The sequence below is a fragment of the Streptomyces sp. D2-8 genome, assembly GCF_023184515.1.
Lineage (GTDB): Bacteria > Actinomycetota > Actinomycetes > Streptomycetales > Streptomycetaceae > Streptomyces.
Map to the genome: position 1 here is coordinate 20,611 of NZ_JAAHBP010000001.1, position 18,197 is coordinate 38,807.

At 70.4% G+C, this 18,197-nt stretch carries 16 protein-coding genes and 1 tRNA gene; 4 read left to right on the top strand and 13 right to left on the bottom strand.

What is annotated here, in order from left to right:
• Positions 1–195: 195 nt before the first annotated feature.
• Positions 196–1,251 (top strand): LacI family DNA-binding transcriptional regulator, encoded by a 1,056-nt coding sequence (locus G3I77_RS00100; RefSeq protein WP_248500335.1) that lies wholly within the window; start codon positions 196–198, stop codon positions 1,249–1,251.
• Between the two features lie 183 nt (positions 1,252–1,434).
• On the opposite strand, the gene G3I77_RS00105 is transcribed toward G3I77_RS00100, so the two are convergent.
• The 5 genes from G3I77_RS00105 to G3I77_RS00125 form a co-directional block, all read right to left on the bottom strand.
• Positions 1,435–2,625 (bottom strand): MFS transporter, encoded by a 1,191-nt coding sequence (locus G3I77_RS00105; protein ID WP_248500336.1) that lies wholly within the window; start codon positions 2,623–2,625, stop codon positions 1,435–1,437.
• Between the two features lie 100 nt (positions 2,626–2,725).
• Positions 2,726–2,798: transfer RNA gene (locus G3I77_RS00110), tRNA-His, on the bottom strand.
• Positions 2,799–2,913: 115 nt separating this feature from the next.
• Positions 2,914–3,516: an oligoribonuclease gene (gene orn, locus G3I77_RS00115; protein ID WP_248500337.1), complete on the bottom strand. Its 603-nt coding sequence runs from the start codon at positions 3,514–3,516 to the stop codon at positions 2,914–2,916.
• A gap of 101 nt (positions 3,517–3,617) precedes the next feature.
• The gene (locus G3I77_RS00120) at positions 3,618–4,862 is read right to left on the bottom strand and encodes a helix-turn-helix domain-containing protein (RefSeq protein WP_248500338.1); all 1,245 of its coding nucleotides are present in this window, start codon (positions 4,860–4,862) and stop codon (positions 3,618–3,620) included.
• A gap of 377 nt (positions 4,863–5,239) precedes the next feature.
• Complete coding sequence (locus tag G3I77_RS00125; RefSeq protein ID WP_248500339.1) at positions 5,240–5,572, bottom strand: hypothetical protein; 333 nt, start codon at positions 5,570–5,572, stop codon at positions 5,240–5,242.
• Between the two features lie 305 nt (positions 5,573–5,877).
• On the opposite strand from G3I77_RS00125, the gene G3I77_RS00130 reads away from it, so the two are divergent.
• Positions 5,878–6,405, top strand: a complete 528-nt coding sequence (locus G3I77_RS00130) for a universal stress protein (RefSeq protein WP_010986667.1) — start codon at positions 5,878–5,880, stop codon at positions 6,403–6,405.
• Between the two features lie 124 nt (positions 6,406–6,529).
• Positions 6,530–7,090 carry a GPR1/FUN34/YaaH family transporter gene (locus G3I77_RS00135; RefSeq protein WP_248500340.1) on the top strand — a complete coding sequence of 187 codons (561 nt, stop codon included), beginning with the start codon at positions 6,530–6,532 and terminating at the stop codon, positions 7,088–7,090.
• A gap of 153 nt (positions 7,091–7,243) precedes the next feature.
• Here the strand turns inward: G3I77_RS00135 and glmS are convergent, their stop codons facing one another.
• From glmS to G3I77_RS00150, 3 genes are all read right to left on the bottom strand, one after another.
• On the bottom strand, positions 7,244–9,061 hold the full coding sequence (gene glmS / locus G3I77_RS00140; protein ID WP_248500341.1) for a glutamine--fructose-6-phosphate transaminase (isomerizing): 1,818 nt from the start codon (positions 9,059–9,061) through the stop codon (positions 7,244–7,246).
• A gap of 12 nt (positions 9,062–9,073) precedes the next feature.
• Complete coding sequence (locus tag G3I77_RS00145) at positions 9,074–9,331, bottom strand: hypothetical protein (protein ID WP_030838058.1); 258 nt, start codon at positions 9,329–9,331, stop codon at positions 9,074–9,076.
• A gap of 124 nt (positions 9,332–9,455) precedes the next feature.
• Positions 9,456–10,337: a DUF4429 domain-containing protein gene (locus G3I77_RS00150; protein WP_248500342.1), complete on the bottom strand. Its 882-nt coding sequence runs from the start codon at positions 10,335–10,337 to the stop codon at positions 9,456–9,458.
• 112 nt (positions 10,338–10,449) lie between these two features.
• Here G3I77_RS00150 and G3I77_RS00155 point away from each other — a divergent pair, with 112 nt between their 5' ends.
• Positions 10,450–12,024, top strand: coding sequence for a beta-N-acetylhexosaminidase (locus G3I77_RS00155; RefSeq protein WP_248500343.1), 1,575 nt, complete (start codon positions 10,450–10,452; stop codon positions 12,022–12,024).
• 131 nt (positions 12,025–12,155) lie between these two features.
• Here G3I77_RS00155 and G3I77_RS00160 read toward each other — a convergent pair whose 3' ends face one another.
• From G3I77_RS00160 to G3I77_RS00180, 5 genes are all read right to left on the bottom strand, one after another.
• Positions 12,156–13,925, bottom strand: a complete 1,770-nt coding sequence (locus G3I77_RS00160) for an IucA/IucC family siderophore biosynthesis protein (RefSeq protein ID WP_248500344.1) — start codon at positions 13,923–13,925, stop codon at positions 12,156–12,158.
• Positions 13,922–14,473, bottom strand: a complete 552-nt coding sequence (locus G3I77_RS00165) for a GNAT family N-acetyltransferase (protein ID WP_248500345.1) — start codon at positions 14,471–14,473, stop codon at positions 13,922–13,924. Before G3I77_RS00165 ends, G3I77_RS00160 begins: the two co-directional genes overlap by 4 nt.
• Positions 14,470–15,747, bottom strand: a complete 1,278-nt coding sequence (locus tag G3I77_RS00170; RefSeq protein ID WP_248500346.1) for a lysine N(6)-hydroxylase/L-ornithine N(5)-oxygenase family protein — start codon at positions 15,745–15,747, stop codon at positions 14,470–14,472. Before G3I77_RS00170 ends, G3I77_RS00165 begins: the two co-directional genes overlap by 4 nt.
• On the bottom strand, positions 15,731–17,173 hold the full coding sequence (gene desA / locus G3I77_RS00175) for an aspartate aminotransferase family protein (protein WP_248500347.1): 1,443 nt from the start codon (positions 17,171–17,173) through the stop codon (positions 15,731–15,733). The genes G3I77_RS00170 and desA overlap by 17 nt, the downstream gene beginning before the upstream one ends.
• Before the next feature lie 154 nt (positions 17,174–17,327).
• A complete protein-coding gene (locus G3I77_RS00180) occupies positions 17,328–18,182 on the bottom strand; it encodes a siderophore-interacting protein (protein WP_248500348.1) in 855 nt (284 codons plus the stop codon).
• Between the last annotated feature and the right edge of the window lie 15 nt (positions 18,183–18,197).

Sequence of the window (18,197 nt, forward strand, 5' to 3'; positions counted from 1 at the left end):
AGCTGGACCGGGGTCGGGATCGGTTGGGGCCCGGGCCGGTGGTATCAAGCCAGCCGGGGCGCCGGTCGCAGCGGTTCGCCCGGCCGAAGCGGAGGGCCGGGGGCGGCGGGCCCTCGGCAGCGGTCAGACGGCTGACAAGCCTGTTAAATTCCAGGCCAGTCGCAGAGTGCGGGTGTGGACGGGAAGGCGGAGCCCATGGCAACCCACGGAGCGCGGGGCCGAAGTGGTGGCCGGCCCACCCTCGAAGAGGTGGCGGCGCGCGCCGGTGTCGGCCGCGGCACCGTCTCGCGGGTGATCAACGGCTCGCCCCGGGTCAGCGACGCGACCCGCGCGGCCGTCGAGGCGGCGGTCGCGGAGCTCGGCTACGTCCCCAACACCGCGGCCCGCGCCCTGGCCGCCAACCGTACGGACGCGATCGCGCTGGTCGTACCCGAGCCGGAGACCCGGTTCTTCGCGGAGCCGTACTTCTCGGACATGCTGAAGGGCGTCGGGGCGGCGCTGTCCGACACGGAGATGCAGCTGCTGCTGATCTTCGCGGGCAGCGACCGCGAACGTGCCCGCCTCGCCCAGTACCTGGCGGCCCACCGCGTGGACGGTGTCCTGCTGGTCTCGGTGCACGCGGACGATCCGCTGCCCGACCTGCTGGCCCAGCTGGAGATCCCGGCGGTGATCAGCGGCCCGCGCTCGTCGGCGGAGACCCTGCCGTCGGTCGACTCGGACAACTACGGCGGCGCCCGCCAGGCCGTCGAGCATCTGCTGTCCCGGGGCCGCAGCCGGGTGGCCCACATCACCGGCCGCCTCGACGTCTACGGTGCCCAGCGCCGTGTCGACGGCTACCGCGAGGCCATGAGCGACGCCGGCCTCGGGGCGGACGAGGGGTTGATCGAGGCGGGGGACTTCACGGAGGAGGGCGGATACCGGGCCATGGCGGCCCTGCTGGAGCGCCGCCCGGACATCGACGCGGTCTTCGCCGCCTCCGACGTCACCGCGGCCGGCGCCCGCCGGGCGCTGCGCGAGGCGGGCCGCCGCATCCCGGAGGACGTGGCGCTCGTCGGCTACGACGACTCCGCCATCGCCCGCCACATGGAACCGCCGCTGACCAGCGTCCGCCAGCCCATCGAGGAGATGGGCCGCCGGATGATAGACCTCCTGCTCACGGAGGTCGCCGACCGCCGCCCGCTCGCGTCCCGGGGCCTGGAGCGCCGGCAGATGGTCCTGGCCACGGAGCTGGTGTCCCGGTCGTCGTCGTGAGGCGGGTGACGGGGAACGCGCCTGGCGGGGCAGGGCCGGGCAACTGGCGGTGGTGGAACGGGCCGCCCATCCGGCCCGGGCGAACGGTTCGCGGGAGTGGGGGAGTTGACGAGGGCGTGGCGGGGGTCGGTGGGCCGCGGTCGGCCAACCCGTACGGGCTGAGCCGATCGGCCGCGCCCGCCCTCACACCCGGGCCGGTACCAGCCGCCGCAGGAGATACGCCGCTGCCGTCACGACCAGGACGGCCATGCAGGCGATGAACACCAGTCCCGCGCCCTCCAGGCCGATCGGGCCGGTCAGGAGGCCGACGCCGATCACGGGGAGGGAGATGCCCGCGTAGGCGACCACGAACAGCGTCGAGATCACCGCCGCGCGCCGGTGCTCCGGAGAGGCCTCGGCCACGTCGGTCAGGGCTCCGCGGAACGCCAGGCCCTGGCCGATTCCGCCGACGAGCGCGCTGGCGATCAGCAGGGACATCTGGTCCCACCGCAGCGCGCCGGCGAGCAGCGCCAGCCCGGCGAGGAGCCCGGCGCAGCCCAGCGGGAGGGAGCGCCGTACGCCGACCCGGCCGACGGCCAGTTGCCCGGCGGTGGACGCGAAGAAGGCCAGCGCGACGATCAGCCCGCTCACGGCGTGATTGTCGACGTCCAGGGACTCCGCGAGGAACGCCGGGCTGACCGAGGTGAACACCCCGAACAGGGCGAACCCGACAAAGGAGGCGGTGGCTGCGGGGCCGAACACCGCACGCACCTGCGGGGGAAGTGCGGGCCGCTGCGGGCGTACGGTGCGCAGCGGCTGCCGTTCCCGTACCGTCTCCGCGAGCCGCAGCAGGACGGCGGCCGAGGCGGCCACCAGGGCGAGGTGGGTGACGAACGGCAGGTACAGCGGCCAGGGGGCGTACTGCGCGAGAAGCCCGGAGAGCAGCGGACCGCAGCCCAGTCCGCCCATGTTGGCGGCCGTCGCCACGAACGTGGCCCGGGAGGCACCGCCCTGCGGCGCCAGTTCCATCACGTACGCCGTGGCGGCCCCGGTGAACAGCCCGGCGGACAGTCCCGACAGCAGCCGCCCCGCGTACAGCCAGCCGAGCCCGGTGGCGCACAGGAAGCAGACCGCGCTCAACGCCGCGAAGCCCAGCCCGCACAGCAGCACCGGGCGCCTGCCCACGGCGTCCGAGGCGTTGCCGACCAGTAGCAGCACTCCGATCACGGCGAAGGCGTACAGGGCGTACACCACGGTGACCGTCAGCTCGGAGAAGCCGAACTTGTCCTGGTAGAGGGGGTAGAGGGGAGTGGGCAGCGTGGTGCCGGCCATACAGACGGCGAACACCGCCCCGCCGAACACACACGCGCGCCATCCCCGGCGTCCACCGTCCATGCCGCCGACGGTAGCCCCGGCCCGCGGACGCCCCCTTGAGCGGCGCGCTGAAAACGCTTCAGCCGGTGGCCTCTTTCGAGGCCACCGGCTGAATACTCAGGGTGAGTGACGGGACTTGAACCCGCGGCATCCTGGACCACAACCAGGTGCTCTACCAGCTGAGCTACACCCACCATGACCGGCTTGGAGATCAGTGCTGTCCCCGACCGGCCGAGTAAAAGTGTACAGGGTCCGAAGGGGTGCTCGCGCCCGGCTTTCGCGGCGCCCCCCGACGGGCCCCTGATCTGCCTACTGAGCAGGCAGAACGTGCTTCGCGGCGATCTTCTTCGCGGTGTCCGAGTCGGGCCCTGGCTGCGGGACGAACACGGCCTCGCGGTAGTACCTCAGCTCCGCGATCGACTCGCGGATGTCGGCGAGCGCACGGTGGTTGCCGTTCTTCTGCGGGCTGTTGAAGTACGCCCGCGGGTACCAGCGGCGGGACAGCTCCTTGATCGACGACACGTCGACGATCCGGTAGTGGAGGTAGCCCTCCAGCGTCGGCATGTCACGCAGCAGGAAGCCGCGGTCCGTACCGACGGAGTTCCCGCACAGCGGGGCCTTGCCCGGCTCCTTGACGAACTCCCTCACGTACGTCAGGACCTGGTCCTCGGCGTCCTTCAGCGTCGTGCCCTGCGCCAGCTCGGAGAGCAGCCCGGAGGCGGTGTGCATCTGACGCACCACATCCGGCATCGTCTCCAGCGCCTGCTCCGGCGGCCGGATGACGATGTCCACGCCCTCACCGAGCACGTTCAGCTCGGAGTCGGTCACGAGGGCGGCCACCTCGATGAGCGCGTCGTCCGACAGCGAGAGGCCGGTCATCTCGCAGTCGATCCACACCATGCGATCGTTCATGTGTCTAACCTTACGGCCCGCTGCCACCGGCTGAGCCGCGCGTGCCGGGAAAGGCGCGGGGCCCGCGAGGAGACGTGCTCCTCGCGGGCCCCGCTACCGGATCACGGCGCGCTGCGCTGCCCGGGCAGGCTCGCCGACAGGGCCGGGGACTGGCCGACCGCGCTCGCCGCCGCCGTACGGCGGGACTGCAGCGGGACCGGGTGCTCCGGGTGCAGCGGCGTCGGCGCGTGACCGGGCTGGCCCGGATGCCCCGCGTGGCCCGGATGGCCCTGCATGCCGGACCCGGGGCCGCCCGGCGCGCTCTCGGTGTCCTGCGGCCGCTCGCCCTGCGGGCGCCGGGCGCGGTACGCCGCCCGGTACGCGGCCGGGGACGACCCCAGCTGGCGGCGGAAGTGCCCGCGCAGGGCGACCGGCGACCGGAAGCCGCAGCGCCCCGCCACCTCGTCCACCGAGTAGTCCGATGTCTCCAGCAGGCGCTGCGCCTGGAGCACTCGCTGCGTGATCAGCCACTGAAGCGGAGCGCTCCCGGTCAGCGAGCGGAAGCGGCGGTCGAACGTACGCCGGCTCATGTACGCGCGTGCCGCCAGTGTCTCCACGTCGAACTGTTCGTGGAGGTGCTCCAGCGCCCAGGCGACGACCTCGGCCAGCGGGTCGGCGCCGATCTCCTCGGGTAAAGACCTGTCGAGGTAGCGCTCCTGCCCGCCGCTGCGGCGCGGCGGCACGACGAGCCGCCTGGCCAGGGCCCCGGCCGCCTCGTTGCCGTGGTCCGTGCGCACGATGTGCAGGCACAGGTCGATGCCCGCGGCGGTGCCCGCCGATGTCAGCACGTCGCCGTCGTCGACGAACAGCTCACGCGGGTCCACATGCACCGACGGATAGCGCTTGGCCAGCGTCGGTGCGTACATCCAGTGTGTCGTCGCGGGGCGGCCGTCCAGCAGGCCCGCCGCCGCGAGGACGAAGGCACCGGTGCACAGCCCGACGATGCGGGCGCCCTCCTCGTGGGCGCGGCGCAGCGCGTCGAGCGCCTCCTCCGGTGGCGGAGAAGTGATCGAACGCCAGGCCGGTACGACGACCGTGCCCGCGCGTGAGATCGCTTCCAGGCCATGTGGTGAGGTGAGTTCGAGTCCCCCTGTGGTCCGTAGCGGACCGTCCTCGCCCCCGCACACCAGTAGTCGGTAGCGCGGTACGCCGGCGTCCTGGCGGTCAACCCCGAACACCGACAACGGTATGGAACTCTCGAAGATGGGGCCGCCGCTGAACAGCAGCACCGCGACGATCTCCTTGCGGCGTCGCCCGGAAAGTTTCCGGGCCGCGGCTTCCGGCGCGGCAGTGGAGTCGTGGCTCATACTGCTAAGCCCCCCTCGGTGGTCGCGGCTCCTCGGTTGTGTCGCTCCTGCACGTTTCCCCTCGGTCCTGCACGAGTCCCCCGCCGTAGACAGTCAAGATCGAATCTACTGTGTCCCGTCGTGCCGAAGTGGCCGGTTCGTCACTCGGCACATTGTCGACTTGGCAACTTGGCGTGAAGCATTCGATCACGAAGCGTTGCACTCGTGGGGCGTGCAGGGAAGTGCGCCTTGTCGCGGTGGCCAATCCACGTAGGGTGCGCAGGTCCCCGGAGGCCCTTTCCGTGCAGGTCGAACGGGGGTTGGGGGGTGGTTGGACCGGGTGATGCGCAGGTACGAGAAGTTGGCTGAAAAGCAGCGTGCGCGTGCGCGGAAACCGGTCAGCCGACCGGTGTATCTCCTCCGGTGTGCCGTCCGCCACGGTGCGACCCCGTTCCGGTGCGGTGGCGCCGGCCCCGGTGGGGTGCCCGGTCCTCGGCCGCGAGCCGGGCCGCGCCGCGCTCGGACTGGCGCAGCAGGACCCGGCAGGCGCCCGTGACGGCCGCGAGCCCGAGGGCCGTGCCGGCGGCGCCGGCCAGAGAGGCGCCGTAGCCGAGGAGTACCACCGGGACGAGCAGGCAGCTGAAGGCGGCCCAGCGAACCACATCCGTCGCGGTGTCCCGCGGCGGCGGGGTCGCGCGGTCCGCCTCGGCGGCGGCGCGGGGTCCGGACATGCGTGCTCCCTGTGGCGTGACTCACGGAGTTCAACGCGTGGCCGGTGCGTCGGTCACTGGCTGCCCGGATCGGCCCGCAGGTAAGTGAATCCTGTGCACACCGCCTGTACAGCGCAGCAACCATTGCGTTACGGGCGGTGCCTCGTGCATGCTCCCTGGAACCCGCACGCACCGTGAGCGGGATCTGGGCTAAGGAGGCGTGCCGCCGTACCCTTGGGGGTATGGGGTTGGGAAGACCATTCCCGGACACAGCTCCGCCGCACATGTTGTCCCTCCCGTATAAGGATCACAACGCCGAGACAGTCATGGCCGGTCACGAATTCTTCGAACCAGCGGACCGCAAGCGGCCCGTCGCCGATCCCACGGCGGCCGAGCCTCTGGCGGCGGAAGAGCCACGCCATTCCTGCGATCCCGCCTTCAAGCACGGGGTCGTCGTCGGCTTCGACGGCTCCACGTCCAGTGAGCGCGCCCTGGCGTACGCGATCGGCATGGCCCATCGCTCCGGGTCGGGCCTGATCATCGTCCACGTCGCCAACCGGCTGCCGACCACGGTGTGGGCCGGCTGCGAGCCGCCGGTCTTCGTGGACGTGCCGGATCACCGCACCGAGGTGCTCGGTCTCGAGCTGGCCTGTGCGGAGTATCTCGCCGAGGTGCCCTGGATCCTGGTCGAGCGCGGCGGCGACATCTGCCACGAACTCGAAGAGGTCGGCCGGGAGTACGAGGCCGACGCGATCGTCGTCGGCTCCACCCACGGCATCGTGGGCCGCCTCTTCGGCTCGGTCGCCGGGCGCCTCGCCAAGCGGGCGCAGCGCCCCGTCATCGTCATTCCCTGACGTTCGCGTACGAGCAACTCCCTTGCGTGCCGCATAAATCTACTCACGCGTAGAGGTGTTTGTGCCCTTGTGAAGGGCATATACGGGACACCGCACAACTGCACATGCACGAAGGGAGCCCGCCGTGGACAAAGACGTCTCCGCGGGAAGCGGAATCACGACCGTGGTCGGTCGACTCGCCCTGGGAATCACCCTGTTGGCCTTCGGGCTGGGGCATACCGCTCTGATCGACGGCGTGTCTGCCGCTGACGCCGTGTCAATCGCCCAGTACGTGGGTGGCATTGCGCTCTTCGTCGCCGGGCTGGTGGCCCTGCGGGAGGGTGACGCCGCCGGTGGTACGGCGTTCTCGGTGCTCGGGGCGCTGTGGTTCACGTGGGCCGTGTCCGAGGGTGCCTCCGGCGACGCGACAGGGCTGTTCCTGCTGTTGTTCGCCCTCGTGGCGCTGTCTCTCACGCTCGCGGGCGGGGACCAACTCGGGCAGGGCGTGTACGGGTTGTTCTTCGTGTCGCTGGTGCTGCTCGCGATCGCCGTGTTCGCGGAGAACGACGGGCTGGCGAAGGTCGGGGGCTGGTTCGCCGTCGCCGCGGGTGCGGTGGCTTGGTACGCGGCGACTGCCGCGTTGGCGCACTGGCCCACGGCACTCCCGCGACGCGCTGCCGGCCGGGGAGTGACGGCCACCGGTTAGCTGCGCAGGCCGGGGAGTTGGGCGGCTTCCCGGCGATGAAAACGGACCCCCTGTGCTGCGTGGCAGCACATGGGGGTCCGTCTTCTTTGAGTGGCCTGTGCGGGTGCGTGGGGGTTGTTCGCGCAGTTCCCCGCGCCCCTAGAAGAAGGTCACTTACTCGACCGTCACCGACTTGGCGAGGTTGCGGGGCTTGTCGATGTCCCGGCCCAGGGCCAATGCCGTGTGGTACGCCAGGAGTTGCAGCGGGATGCCCATCAGGATCGGGTCCAGCTCGTCCTCGTTCTTCGGGACGACGATCGTCTCGTCGGCCTTCTCCTGGTGCTGGTGGGCCACCGCGAGGATCTTGCCGCTGCGGGCCTTGATCTCCTCCATGGCGGCGCGGTTCTTCTCCAGGAGGTCGTCGTCGGGGACGATCGCGACCGTCGGGAGGGCCGGCTCGATCAGGGCCAGCGGGCCGTGCTTGAGCTCCGAGGCGGGGTAGGCCTCGGCGTGGATGTAGGAGACCTCCTTGAGCTTCAGGGAGGCCTCGCGGGCCACCGGGTAGCCCCGGACGCGGCCGATGAAGAGCATCGAGCGGGCCTCGGCGAACTGCAGGGCCAGCTTCTTGACGTCCTCCTCCTGCTCCATGATCTCGGCGATCTGGGCGGGCAGCTTGCGCAGGCCCTCGATGATCCGCTTGCCGTCCCGGACCGACAGGTCGCGGGTGCGGCCCAGGTGGAGGGCGAGGAGGGCGAAGGCGACCGTGGTGTTGGTGAAGCACTTGGTGGAGACGACGCAGACCTCCGGACCGGCGTGCACGTAGATGCCGCCGTCCGCCTCACGGGCGATCGCCGAGCCGACCACGTTCACCACGCCCAGGACGCGGGCGCCCTTGCGCTTCAGCTCCTGCACGGCGGCCAGGACGTCGTAGGTCTCGCCGGACTGGGAGACCGCGACGTAGAGGGTGTCGGGGTCGACGACCGCGTTGCGGTAGCGGAACTCCGAGGCGGGCTCGGCGTCGGCGGGGATGCGGGCCAGCTCCTCGATCATCTGGGCGCCGATCATGCCCGCGTGGTACGAGGTGCCGCAGCCGAGGATCTTCACGCGGCGGATCCGCCGGGCCTCGCGGGCGTCCAGGTTCAGGCCGCCCAGGTGCACGGTGGAGAAGCGGTCGTCGATGCGGCCGCGCAGCACGCGGTCCACGGCGTCGGCCTGCTCGTGGATCTCCTTGTGCATGTAGGTGTCGTGGCCGCCCATGTCGTAGGAGGCGGCCTCCCACTCGACCGTGGTGGGCTCCGCCGTGGTGCGGGTGCCCTCCGTGGTGTAGGTGCGGAAGTCGTCGGCCTTCAGGGTGGCCATCTCGCCGTCGTCGAGGGTGACGATCTGGCGGGTGTGGGCGACCAGGGCCGCTATGTCGGAGGCGACGAACATCTCCTTCTCGCCGATGCCGAGGACGACCGGGGAGCCGTTGCGGGCGACCACGATCCGGTCGGGGAAGTCGGCGTGCATGACGGCGATGCCGTACGTGCCCTCGATGAGCCGGAGGGTCTCGCGGACCTTGTCCTCCAGCTTGGTCGCCTGCGAGCGGGCGATGAGGTGGGTGAGGACCTCGGTGTCGGTCTCGGAGAGGAACTCGACGCCGTCCGCCTCCAGCTTGCGGCGCAGGTCGGAGGCGTTGTCGATGATGCCGTTGTGGACGACGGCGACCTTGCCCTCGGCGTCCAGATGCGGGTGCGCGTTGACGTCGGACGGGGCGCCGTGGGTGGCCCAGCGGGTGTGGGCGATACCGGTCGTGCCCTTGAAGCGGGCCGGGACCTTGGCCTCCAGGTCACGGACGCGGCCCTTGGCCTTGACCATCTTCAGGCGGCCGCTCGAAGGGGTGGTGACGACGATGCCCGCGGAGTCGTAGCCGCGGTACTCCAGGCGCTGGAGGCCCTCCAGGAGGAGGGGCGCGACGTCACGCTTCCCGATGTAACCGACGATTCCGCACATGTATACGTATTCCTAGCCGTAGACGATGCGCCGCAGCTGCCGGAGCGAGAGCTCCGGCGGGGCCACCGCGCGGTATTTGAGATCCGCCTCGATCCGCTCGAAGATCGCCGCGTTGACCAGGCCCTGGGCCTGGAGCTCGCGGTGGCGGCGACGGACGTACTCCTCGGTCGTCTCGTCGAAGTAGGCGAGCACGTCCTGGATCACCCGCAGCGCCTCGCCCCGGCCGAGGGCGGTGGACCGCGTCAGATGATCTACGAGTTCGTCGTGCACTCGCTAGATCCTGGGGTACCGGCGGCGCTTTCGCAAGAATTCTGCCCGGATTCGGGCAGAGCGGGGACCAGGTCGACCACTTCACGGTCGTCCGCCGGGCCAAGGAGCGCCCCGGTCCCGGGTGTCACATCCGCTTGAGGACCGCCTGCTTGGCCAGGGCGAACTCCTCGTCCGTCAGCACGCCCGTGCGGTGCAGTTCACCGAGCTCGCGCAGGCGGCGCAGCAGGGCGTCGTGGTCGTCCTCGGTGGGCGCGACCGGGGGAGAAGGCGGCTCCGGTCGGGCGTCCACCGGGTGGGCGGCGGCCTGGGCCGGGTGCGGAAGCCTGGCCTGGACCGCCGCCGCGACCAGCGCCATCAGCGGGTCCTTCTTGAAGCCCCACAGCTCCACGGCGTTGGGGTCGTACTTGGGCGGGGTCTTGGTGGGCGCGTGCCGCACGGTGAAGCGCAGGTGGCCGTTCTCCAGGCCGGCCGCCGGGTGCCACTCCACGCCCGTGATGTCGGTGAGCGCGAGCGTGCGGGCGCCGGCGGCGGCCTTGGCGTCCTCCGTCTTCCAGTTCCACTCCAGACGTATGCGCTCTCCGTCGAAGCCGGCGGTGCCGTCCCCGGCGGAGACCGACAGGGGGACGGAGGGACCCGGCAGCAGGTACGTGTCGACCGGCCCGGCGGGGACCTGGTCGAGGAGCAGGGCACCGCGCACCTCGTCCACGAAGTACTCGGCGACGCCGTAGCGGTCGGACTCCACGATCAGCTGGTACGGGTCGTGGGGCTCGGTGAGCCGGCCGCCGGTGGCGTGCAGGAGGGGGTCGGCGCCGTCGCGCAGCCGGAGCCTGAGCCGCCCCGACTTCTTGCCCTGCTCCAGGGAGATACCGGCCAACGCCCCCAGCGGGACGACCAGTTCACCCAGCTCCCTGCGCAGCAGACTGACGTTCTTGTCCCGTCCCGGAGTCAGCCGTAACGCGTCCCCGTCGAAGGCCCACGTACCGTCCCTCTGGATGATTTCCGCCATGGGGTGGATTGTTCCACCCGTCTCACGAGAGAGTGGTCCAGACCTCTTGGAGCTCAACGGCTCGTGAAGGGACACGCTTGTGAGAGATGGCCGTGTGAGACGGCACCGCAGAATGCTCCGCCTTCTCGGTTCCCTGCTGCTGGTCGCGATGACCGCCTCGGTGACCGGGGCCGCTCCCACGCCGGCGGCATCGCCCACCCCGCTCGACCGGGTGGTCCCCGCGCCCGCCTCGGTCGACCCGGGCGGATCCCCGTACCGGATCACCCGCGGCACCCACATCCGCGTCGACGGGTCCCGTGAGACCCGGGGCATCGGCGGGTACCTCGCGAGGATCCTGCGCCCCTCGACCGGCTACCGCCTCCCCGTCACCGCCCAGGGCGCCGGGGGCATCCGGCTGCGCCTCACCGAGGGCCCCTTCGGCGCCGAGGGGTACCGGCTCGACAGCGGCCGGGGCGGCGTCACCATCACCGCCGCCGAGCCCGCCGGTCTCTTCCACGGCGTGCAGACCCTGCGCCAGCTCCTGCCCGCCGCCGTCGAGAAGGACTCCGTCCAGCCCGGCCCCTGGCTGGTCGCCGGCGGCACGATCACGGACACCCCGCGCTACGGCTGGCGCGGCGCCATGCTCGACGTATCCCGGCACTTCTTCACCGTCGGGCAGGTCAAGCGCTACATCGACCAGCTCGCCCTCTACAAGATCAACAAGCTCCATCTGCACCTCAGCGACGACCAGGGCTGGCGCATCGCCATCGACTCCTGGCCGCGCCTCGCGTCCTACGGCGGTTCGACGGAGGTCGGCGGCGGTCCCGGCGGCTTCTACACCAAGGCCGACTACAAGGAGATCGTGCGGTACGCCGCCTCCCGCTATCTGGAGGTCGTCCCCGAGATCGACATGCCCGGCCACACCAACGCCGCCCTCGCCTCCTACGCCGGCCTGAACTGCGACGGAGTGGCACCCCCGCTCTACACCGGCACCGAGGTCGGCTTCAGCTCGCTGTGCGTCGGCAAGGAGATCACGTACGACTTCGTGGACGACGTGATCCGCGAGCTGGCCGCGCTCACGCCGGGCAGGTACCTCCACATCGGGGGCGACGAGGCGCACTCCACCAGCCATGAGGACTACGTGACGTTCATGGACCGGGTGCAGCCGATCGTCGCGAAGTACGGCAAGACGGTCGTCGGCTGGCACCAGCTGACCGGGGCGACCCCGGCGAAGGGGGCCCTCGCCCAGTACTGGGGTCTGGACAGCACCGGTGCCGAGGAGAAGGCGCGGGTCGCGAAGGCCGCGCAGAACGGGACGGGCCTGATCCTGTCCCCGGCCGACCGGGCCTATCTCGACATGAAGTACACGAAGGAGACGCCGCTGGGGCTGTCCTGGGCGGGGTATGTCGAGGTGAAGCGGTCTTACGACTGGGATCCCGGGGCGTATCTGCCAGGGGTGCCGGGCGGGGCCGTACGGGGTGTCGAGGCGCCGATGTGGTCGGAGACGCTGGAGAACTCCGAGCACATCGAGTACATGGCGTTTCCGCGGTTGCCCGGTGTTGCCGAGTTGGGGTGGTCGTCGGCGGCTTCTCTTGACTGGGAGCGGTACAAGGGGCGGCTTGCTGCGCAGGCTGAGCGGTGGGATGCGCTGGGGATCGAGTGGTATCGGTCGCCGCAGGTTCCGTGGGGCGCGTCCGACGGTCGGTGATTCGGCTGCGGGTGCGTGGGGGCTGGTCGCGCGGTTCCCCGCGCCCCTGAAAGATTGCGCAGTTCCCCGCGCCCCCAAAGACGCGCACCCCCGGTGGACCGTACACCGGGGGTGCGCGTCTGTCTGTGAGGTCAGAGGTCCGCTATGGGGTTCCTCAGGGTGCCGACCAGCTGGAGGGCGCCGGACGGGTCCGCGAGGTCGACCATCTGCTCGTTGTTGCGGAGCTGGAGGCGGTTGAGGCAGGACAGCGCGAACTCGGGGGCGAACATGTCGTACTGCTGGAACTTGTCGGCGAGTGAGGGCATCGAGTCCTGGTAGGCGCGGGTGACCTCCGCGACCGTGCGCCAGAAGTCGTCCTCCTCCAGGACGCCCTCGGTGGCGAGGTTCGCCGCGAGGAAGCGGAAGAAGCAGTCGAAGACGTCCGTGAAGATCGACAGGAGCTTCTTGTCCTCCGGGACCTCCACGCGCAGCCGCTCCACCGTCGGCGGCAGCACCGCGTCCGGGTCCATGACGGCGATCTCCTCGGCGATGTCCTTGTAGATCGCGCGCTGCACCACCCCGTCCTTCAGCACGAGGATGACGTTCTCGCCGTGCGGCATGAACACCAGGTCGTAGGCGTAGAAGCTGTGGAGGAGCGGCGTGAAGTAGGCCTGGAGGTAGCGGCGCAGCCACTCCTTCGGGGCGAGGCCCGACTGCTCGATCAGCGCGCCCGCGACCGACGCCCCCTGGTGGTCGACGTGGACCAGGGACGCCATGGTGGCCAGGGATTCGCCCTCCGCCAGGGACGGCACCGGGCTCTCCCGCCACAGCGCGGCGAGCATCTTGCGGTAGGGCGAGTAGCGGTCCGTCGCCTGCTCGTACTCCAGGTGCCGGTAGCCGACCGCCGCGCGCTCCCGGATGATCGACAGGCCCGTGGAGCTCAGCACCGGGTCGCCCTCGATGAGCTGGGCCAGCCAGTCGTTGATCGCCGGGGTGGCCTCCATGTAGGCCGCCGACAGACCGCGCATGAAGCCCATGTTGATGACCGACAGGGCCGTTTTGACGTAGTGCTTCTCCGGGCTGGTCTTGTTGAAGAAGGTCCGGATGGACTGCTGGGCCAGGTACTCGTCGTCGCCCTCGCCCAGGCACACCAGGTGTTTCCGGGCGACCTCGGCCGCGAAGGTGACGGTGAGCTTGTTCCACCACTGCCAGGGGTGGACCGGGATGAACAGGTAGTCGGCGGGGTCGAGGCCCTGGTCGCGCAGGACGCCGTGGAAGCGCTCGACGGTCTCGCCGCCCAGCTCCTCGCGCAGGAACGACTCGTACTCGATGCCGACACCGGCCGTGAACGCGGCGCGCGACCTGTGCGCGGCCAGCCACACCAGGCGGACCGGGCTCGCCGTCTCCGGCGCGTACGACAGGTACTCGTGGATGCCGAAGCCGAGCCGCCCGTTGTTGGCGACGAAGCAGGGGTGGCCCTCGGTCATGCCGGTCTCGATGGCCTGGAAGCCGCCGCGGGCGAGCTCGGCCGCCGTGCTCTTCGGCTTGGTGAGCTTGTAGCAGGTGCCGGAGAGGGTGGAGGAGATCTCCTCCAGGTAGACCGGCAGGACGTCGTCGCTCAGGCCCAGGGACTTCTGCAGTTCGATGAAGAAGTCCAGCGCGGCGAGCGGGACTTCGGTGCCGTTCCGGTGGCGGGTGATCGAGTCGGCGTCCACCTGCCAGTGGTCCAGGGCGCGGCGGGCCGCGGAGAAGCGGTAGCTCGTCAGGCCGTCGTCACTGCGGACGACGTACTGCTCCCCGTCCTCCTCGGGGGTGATCAGCCGCTCGTGCGTGAACTCGGCGAGCGCCTTGCGGACCAGCAGGCGGTTGGCCTGGTCCCAGCGCTCGGGGGACAGGTGTGCCACGGCGTCGGACAGGGTCATATCGCCACTCCTCGGGCAGCCAGGAACTGTGCACGCGTGCAGAAGCTCAGCAGCGCGCGCTTCTCCGGCTTGTCGATCTCGCGCTCGGCCACGAAGCCGACGGCCTCGTTGAGCGCGTGTACTGCCTTGTTGCTGACGTCGGGCTCCACCACGACCCGGCGGGTGCGCGGGTCGGCGAACAGCTCGTCCATCACGGCGGTGATGACGGCCTTGGTGAAGCCGTGGATCGGCCGGTCGGTCGGCGCGACCAGGAAGTGCATGCCGACGTCGCCGGGCTCCGGGTCGTACAGCCCGGTCAGCTCGACGTACCGGGGGTCGTACTTCTCCATCAGGAACGCCGGCCGGCCCTCGTGCAGACCGATGTAGGCGTCGTGGTGCTCGTGCGCCGCGATCCGCATGTACTCGCGCTCGACGTCCTGGAGTTTCGCGTCCTGCATCATCCAGTAGGCCGCCTTGGGGTGGGTGACCCAGGAGTGCAGCAGCTCGGCGTCCTTCAGGGGGTCGAGGGGGCGGACGGTGAGCGTTCCGATGCCGGTGGCGGCGCTCATACGGCGAACTCCTGGAACGCGATGGTCTTTTCCACCGGGTAGTACTCGCTGCCGAGCAGCTCGCGGATGATGTACGCGTTCCGGTACGGGCCCATGCCCAGGTCCGGGCTGGTGATGCTGTGCGTGTGGACGCCGGCGTTCTGCAGGAAGATGCCGCGGCCCGTGACGTCGACGGCGTAGTTGCGGGCGACGTCGAAGTTGCCCTGGGAGTCGTAGACCAGGCGGTCCTTGACGGGGGCCAGGAACTCCGGCTCGGCGTACTTGTAGCCCGTGGCCAGGACCAGGCCCTGCGAGTCCAGCTCGAACTCCTTGCCCTGCTCCTCCTGGCGGAAGCCGAGCGTGTACGTGCCGTTCTCGTACCGCGCGCTGTTCAGGGAGGAGTTGGTGAGCAGCCGGGTGGGGACCGGGCCGCCGAGGTTCTTCTGGTAGAGCAGGTCGAAGATCTCGTTGATGAGGTCGCCGTCGATGCCCTTGAACAGGCCCTTCTGCTCGGCCGTGAGGCGGTAGCGGGTCGCCTCCGGCAGCTCGCGGAAGTAGTCGACGTACTCCGGGGACGTCATCTCCAGCGTGAGCTTGGTGTACTCCAGCGGGAAGAAGCGCGGGGAGCGGGTGACCCAGTTCAGCCGGTAGCCGTGGACGTCGATCTCGCTGAGCAGGTCGTAGTAGATCTCGGCGGCCGACTGGCCCGAGCCGACCAGCGTGATCGAGTCCTTCTTCTGCAGCTCCGCCTTGTTGTCCAGGTAGCGGGAGTTGTGGAGGAAGTCGCCGCCCAGGCCCTGGCAGGCCTCGGGTATGTGGGGCGGGGTGCCGGTGCCGAGGACCAGGTGACGGGCCCGGTAGGTGTCACCGGCGGTGGTCTTCACGACGTAGAGCTCGTCCTCGTACGTCACCTCGGCGACCGTCGTGCCGAAGCGGACGCTGCTCAGTTTGCCCGCGGCCCAGCGGCAGTAGTCGTCGTACTCGACCCGCAGCGGGTAGAAGTTCTCGCGGATGTAGAACGAGTACAGCCGGCCCTTCTCCTTCAGGTAGTTCAGGAAGGAGTACGGGGACGTCGGGTCGGCGAGGGTGACCAGGTCCGACATGAACGGTGTCTGGAGGTGGGCGCCGTCCAGGAACATGCCCGCATGCCACTCGAAGTCGGGCTTCGACTCCAGGAAGACGCCGTCGAGTTCGTCGATCGGCTCGGTCAGGCAGGCGAGGCCGAGGTTGAAGGGGCCGAGCCCGATCCCCACGAAGTCGTGGATTCTGGTCGGGTTTTCAGGACGCGCGGTCAAGGGACTCTCCCAGGTACTGCTCGGCGTGGCCGGCGATCAGATCGAGGACGGCGGCGATGTCGGACGCCTGTGTCTCGGGGTTGAGCAGGGTGAACTTCAGGTAGTGGCGGCCGCCGACCTTGGTGCCCGCGACGATGGCGTCACCGGAGGCGAACAGGGCCTTGCGGGCGTGGAGGTTGGCGCGGTCGATCTCGGCGGGGTCGGTGACGGCCGCCGGGATGTAACGGAAGACGAGGGTGGACAGGCTCGGCTCCACGACGACGTCGAACCGCGGGTCGGCGGCGATCAGCCGCCAGCCCTCCCGGGCCAGGTCGCAGACCTCGTCGAAGAGCTGCCCGATGCCGTCGGCGCCCATGGTCCGCAGGGTCATCCACAGCTTGAGGGCGTCGAAGCGCCGGGTGGTCTGCAGCGACTTGTCCACCTGGTTGGGGATGCGCTCCTCCACCATGCGGCGCGGGTTGAGGTACTCGGCGTGGTAGGTGGCGTGCCGGAGCGTGGCGGCGTCCCGCACCAGCACGGCCGAGGAACTCACCGGCTGGAAGAAGGACTTGTGGTAGTCGACGGTGACCGAGTCGGCGCGCTCGATGCCGCTGATGCGGTCCCGGTGCTTCAGGGAGGCGAGCAGGCCGCAGCCGTAGGCGGCGTCGACGTGCATCCAGGTGCCGAACTGCTCGCACAGCTCGGCGATCTCGGGGAGCGGGTCGATGGAGCCGAAGTCTGTGGTGCCGGCGGTGGCGACGACGGCCATGGGGACGAGGCCGTCCTTCGTGCAGCGCTCCAGCTCGCGGGCGAGCGCGACGGTCTGCATGCGCTTGTCGTGGTCGACGGGTATGGAGACCACGGCGTCCTGGCCGAGCCCGAGCAGCTTCGCGGACTTCTTCACGCTGAAGTGGCTGACCTCGGAGGCGAAGATGCGCAGTTTGGCGAGGGAGTCCGTCTTGGCTTCCTCGCGGGCCAGCAGCAGGGCCTGGAGGTTGGACTGGGTGCCGCCGGAGGTGAACACGCCGTCGGCGGCGGGGCCGAGGCCGATACGGCCGGTCGTCCAGTCGATCAGTTTCCGCTCGATGAGTGTGCCGCCGGCCGACTGGTCCCAGGTGTCCAGCGAGGAGTTCACGGCGGACAGGACGGCCTCGCCGAGCACGGCCGGGATGACGACCGGGCAGTTGAGGTGCGCCAGGTAGCGGGGGTGGTGGAAGTAGATCGCGTCCCGGAGGTAGACGTCCTCCAGTTCGTCGAGCACCGCGGTGGTGTCGTGCAGCGGCCGGTCGAGGTCGATCTCGTCGATGCGCGGGGAGAGGGCGTCGACGGTGATGCCGGTGAACGGCCGGTCGGTGGCGGCGAGTTTGGCGGCCACCCGCTCGACTCCGTCGGTCACGGAGCGGCGGTACTGCTCCGCGGTGGTGTCGTTGAGCAGGTGCGAACGCATGTGGGGGTCCTCCGGGTGGGACAGTCCGGTGCGGGACAGGGTGGGCTGATCTCCGGTCCAACTTAGGTAAGCCTAATCTAAGTTACTTGACGGGAGGGCGGGCCCTGCCGTGACTGTGATCACTCGTGTCACTGCGGTCCTGGTGAGGCTGCGGCTACCCCTCCGCCCGCAGCTGCTCCTCGCTCACGCCGCGGCGCCAGTAGCCGACGAACGTCACCCGGCGGCGGTCGATCCCGCGCTCGCGTACGAAGTGCCGGCGCAGCTCCTTCACGCACCCGGACTCGCCGGCGATCCAGACGTAGGGCCGCTCGGCGGACGGCAGGTGGGCGTCGCGGAGGGCGTCGAGGGCCATGGGGGACCCCTCGGCGTTCCTCTCCTCCCTGACCAGCCAGGTGATCTCGGCGTCGGCCTCGGTCACCAGATCCTGGATGTCGCCGGCGTGCGGGACCTCCAGCCAGACCCGGGCGCGGGTGCCGGCCGGCAGCGCCTCGACGATGGCCGAGGCGGCCGGTACGGCGGTCTCGTCGCCCCAGACGACGACGAGGTCGGTGTCCTGCGGCGGCCGGAAGCGGATCGCCCGGTTGTCGGCGACGGCCGGGCCGAGCAGCAGGACCCGGTCCCCGGCGGCGGCCCGGGCGGCCCAGCGGGAGGCCGGACCCGCCTGGACGCAGGCGCCCGGCTCGATGCCGTGCAGGGCGAAGTCGATGTCGATCTCGTCCGGGTCGCGGCGCAGACCGCGCAGGGTGTACGACCGCATCACGGCCCGTACGTCGTCCGGGAGTTCACGCCAGCCCTGCCACCAGCCGTCCCCGAGCTCGAGCGGGACGACCGGCTCGGGCTGCCCGGGATGCGGCAGGAACAGCGACAGGGACTGGTCGCGCCCGTCGGAGTGGAAGGCGTGCAGGTCGGGCCCGCCGAAGGTGACACGGACCAGGGACGGGCCGAGCCGCCTCGTCCGCACGACCTGGAGGGAGAAGAAGCGGAACGGGGCGGCTACGGCGGTAGTCACGTGCGGCTCCTGGGC

Coding starts and splice junctions, on each gene's coding strand:
- G3I77_RS00100 (WP_248500335.1), top strand. CDS start 196: ATGGCAACCCACGGAGCGCGGGGCCGAAGTGGTGGCCGGCCCACCCTC.
- G3I77_RS00105 (WP_248500336.1), bottom strand. CDS start 2,625: ATGGACGGTGGACGCCGGGGATGGCGCGCGTGTGTGTTCGGCGGGGCG.
- orn (WP_248500337.1), bottom strand. CDS start 3,516: ATGAACGATCGCATGGTGTGGATCGACTGCGAGATGACCGGCCTCTCG.
- G3I77_RS00120 (WP_248500338.1), bottom strand. CDS start 4,862: ATGAGCCACGACTCCACTGCCGCGCCGGAAGCCGCGGCCCGGAAACTT.
- G3I77_RS00125 (WP_248500339.1), bottom strand. CDS start 5,572: ATGTCCGGACCCCGCGCCGCCGCCGAGGCGGACCGCGCGACCCCGCCG.
- G3I77_RS00130 (WP_010986667.1), top strand. CDS start 5,878: ATGGCCGGTCACGAATTCTTCGAACCAGCGGACCGCAAGCGGCCCGTC.
- glmS (WP_248500341.1), bottom strand. CDS start 9,061: ATGTGCGGAATCGTCGGTTACATCGGGAAGCGTGACGTCGCGCCCCTC.
- G3I77_RS00150 (WP_248500342.1), bottom strand. CDS start 10,337: ATGGCGGAAATCATCCAGAGGGACGGTACGTGGGCCTTCGACGGGGAC.
- G3I77_RS00155 (WP_248500343.1), top strand. CDS start 10,450: ATGCTCCGCCTTCTCGGTTCCCTGCTGCTGGTCGCGATGACCGCCTCG.
- G3I77_RS00160 (WP_248500344.1), bottom strand. CDS start 13,925: ATGACCCTGTCCGACGCCGTGGCACACCTGTCCCCCGAGCGCTGGGAC.
- G3I77_RS00165 (WP_248500345.1), bottom strand. CDS start 14,473: ATGAGCGCCGCCACCGGCATCGGAACGCTCACCGTCCGCCCCCTCGAC.
- desA (WP_248500347.1), bottom strand. CDS start 17,173: ATGCGTTCGCACCTGCTCAACGACACCACCGCGGAGCAGTACCGCCGC.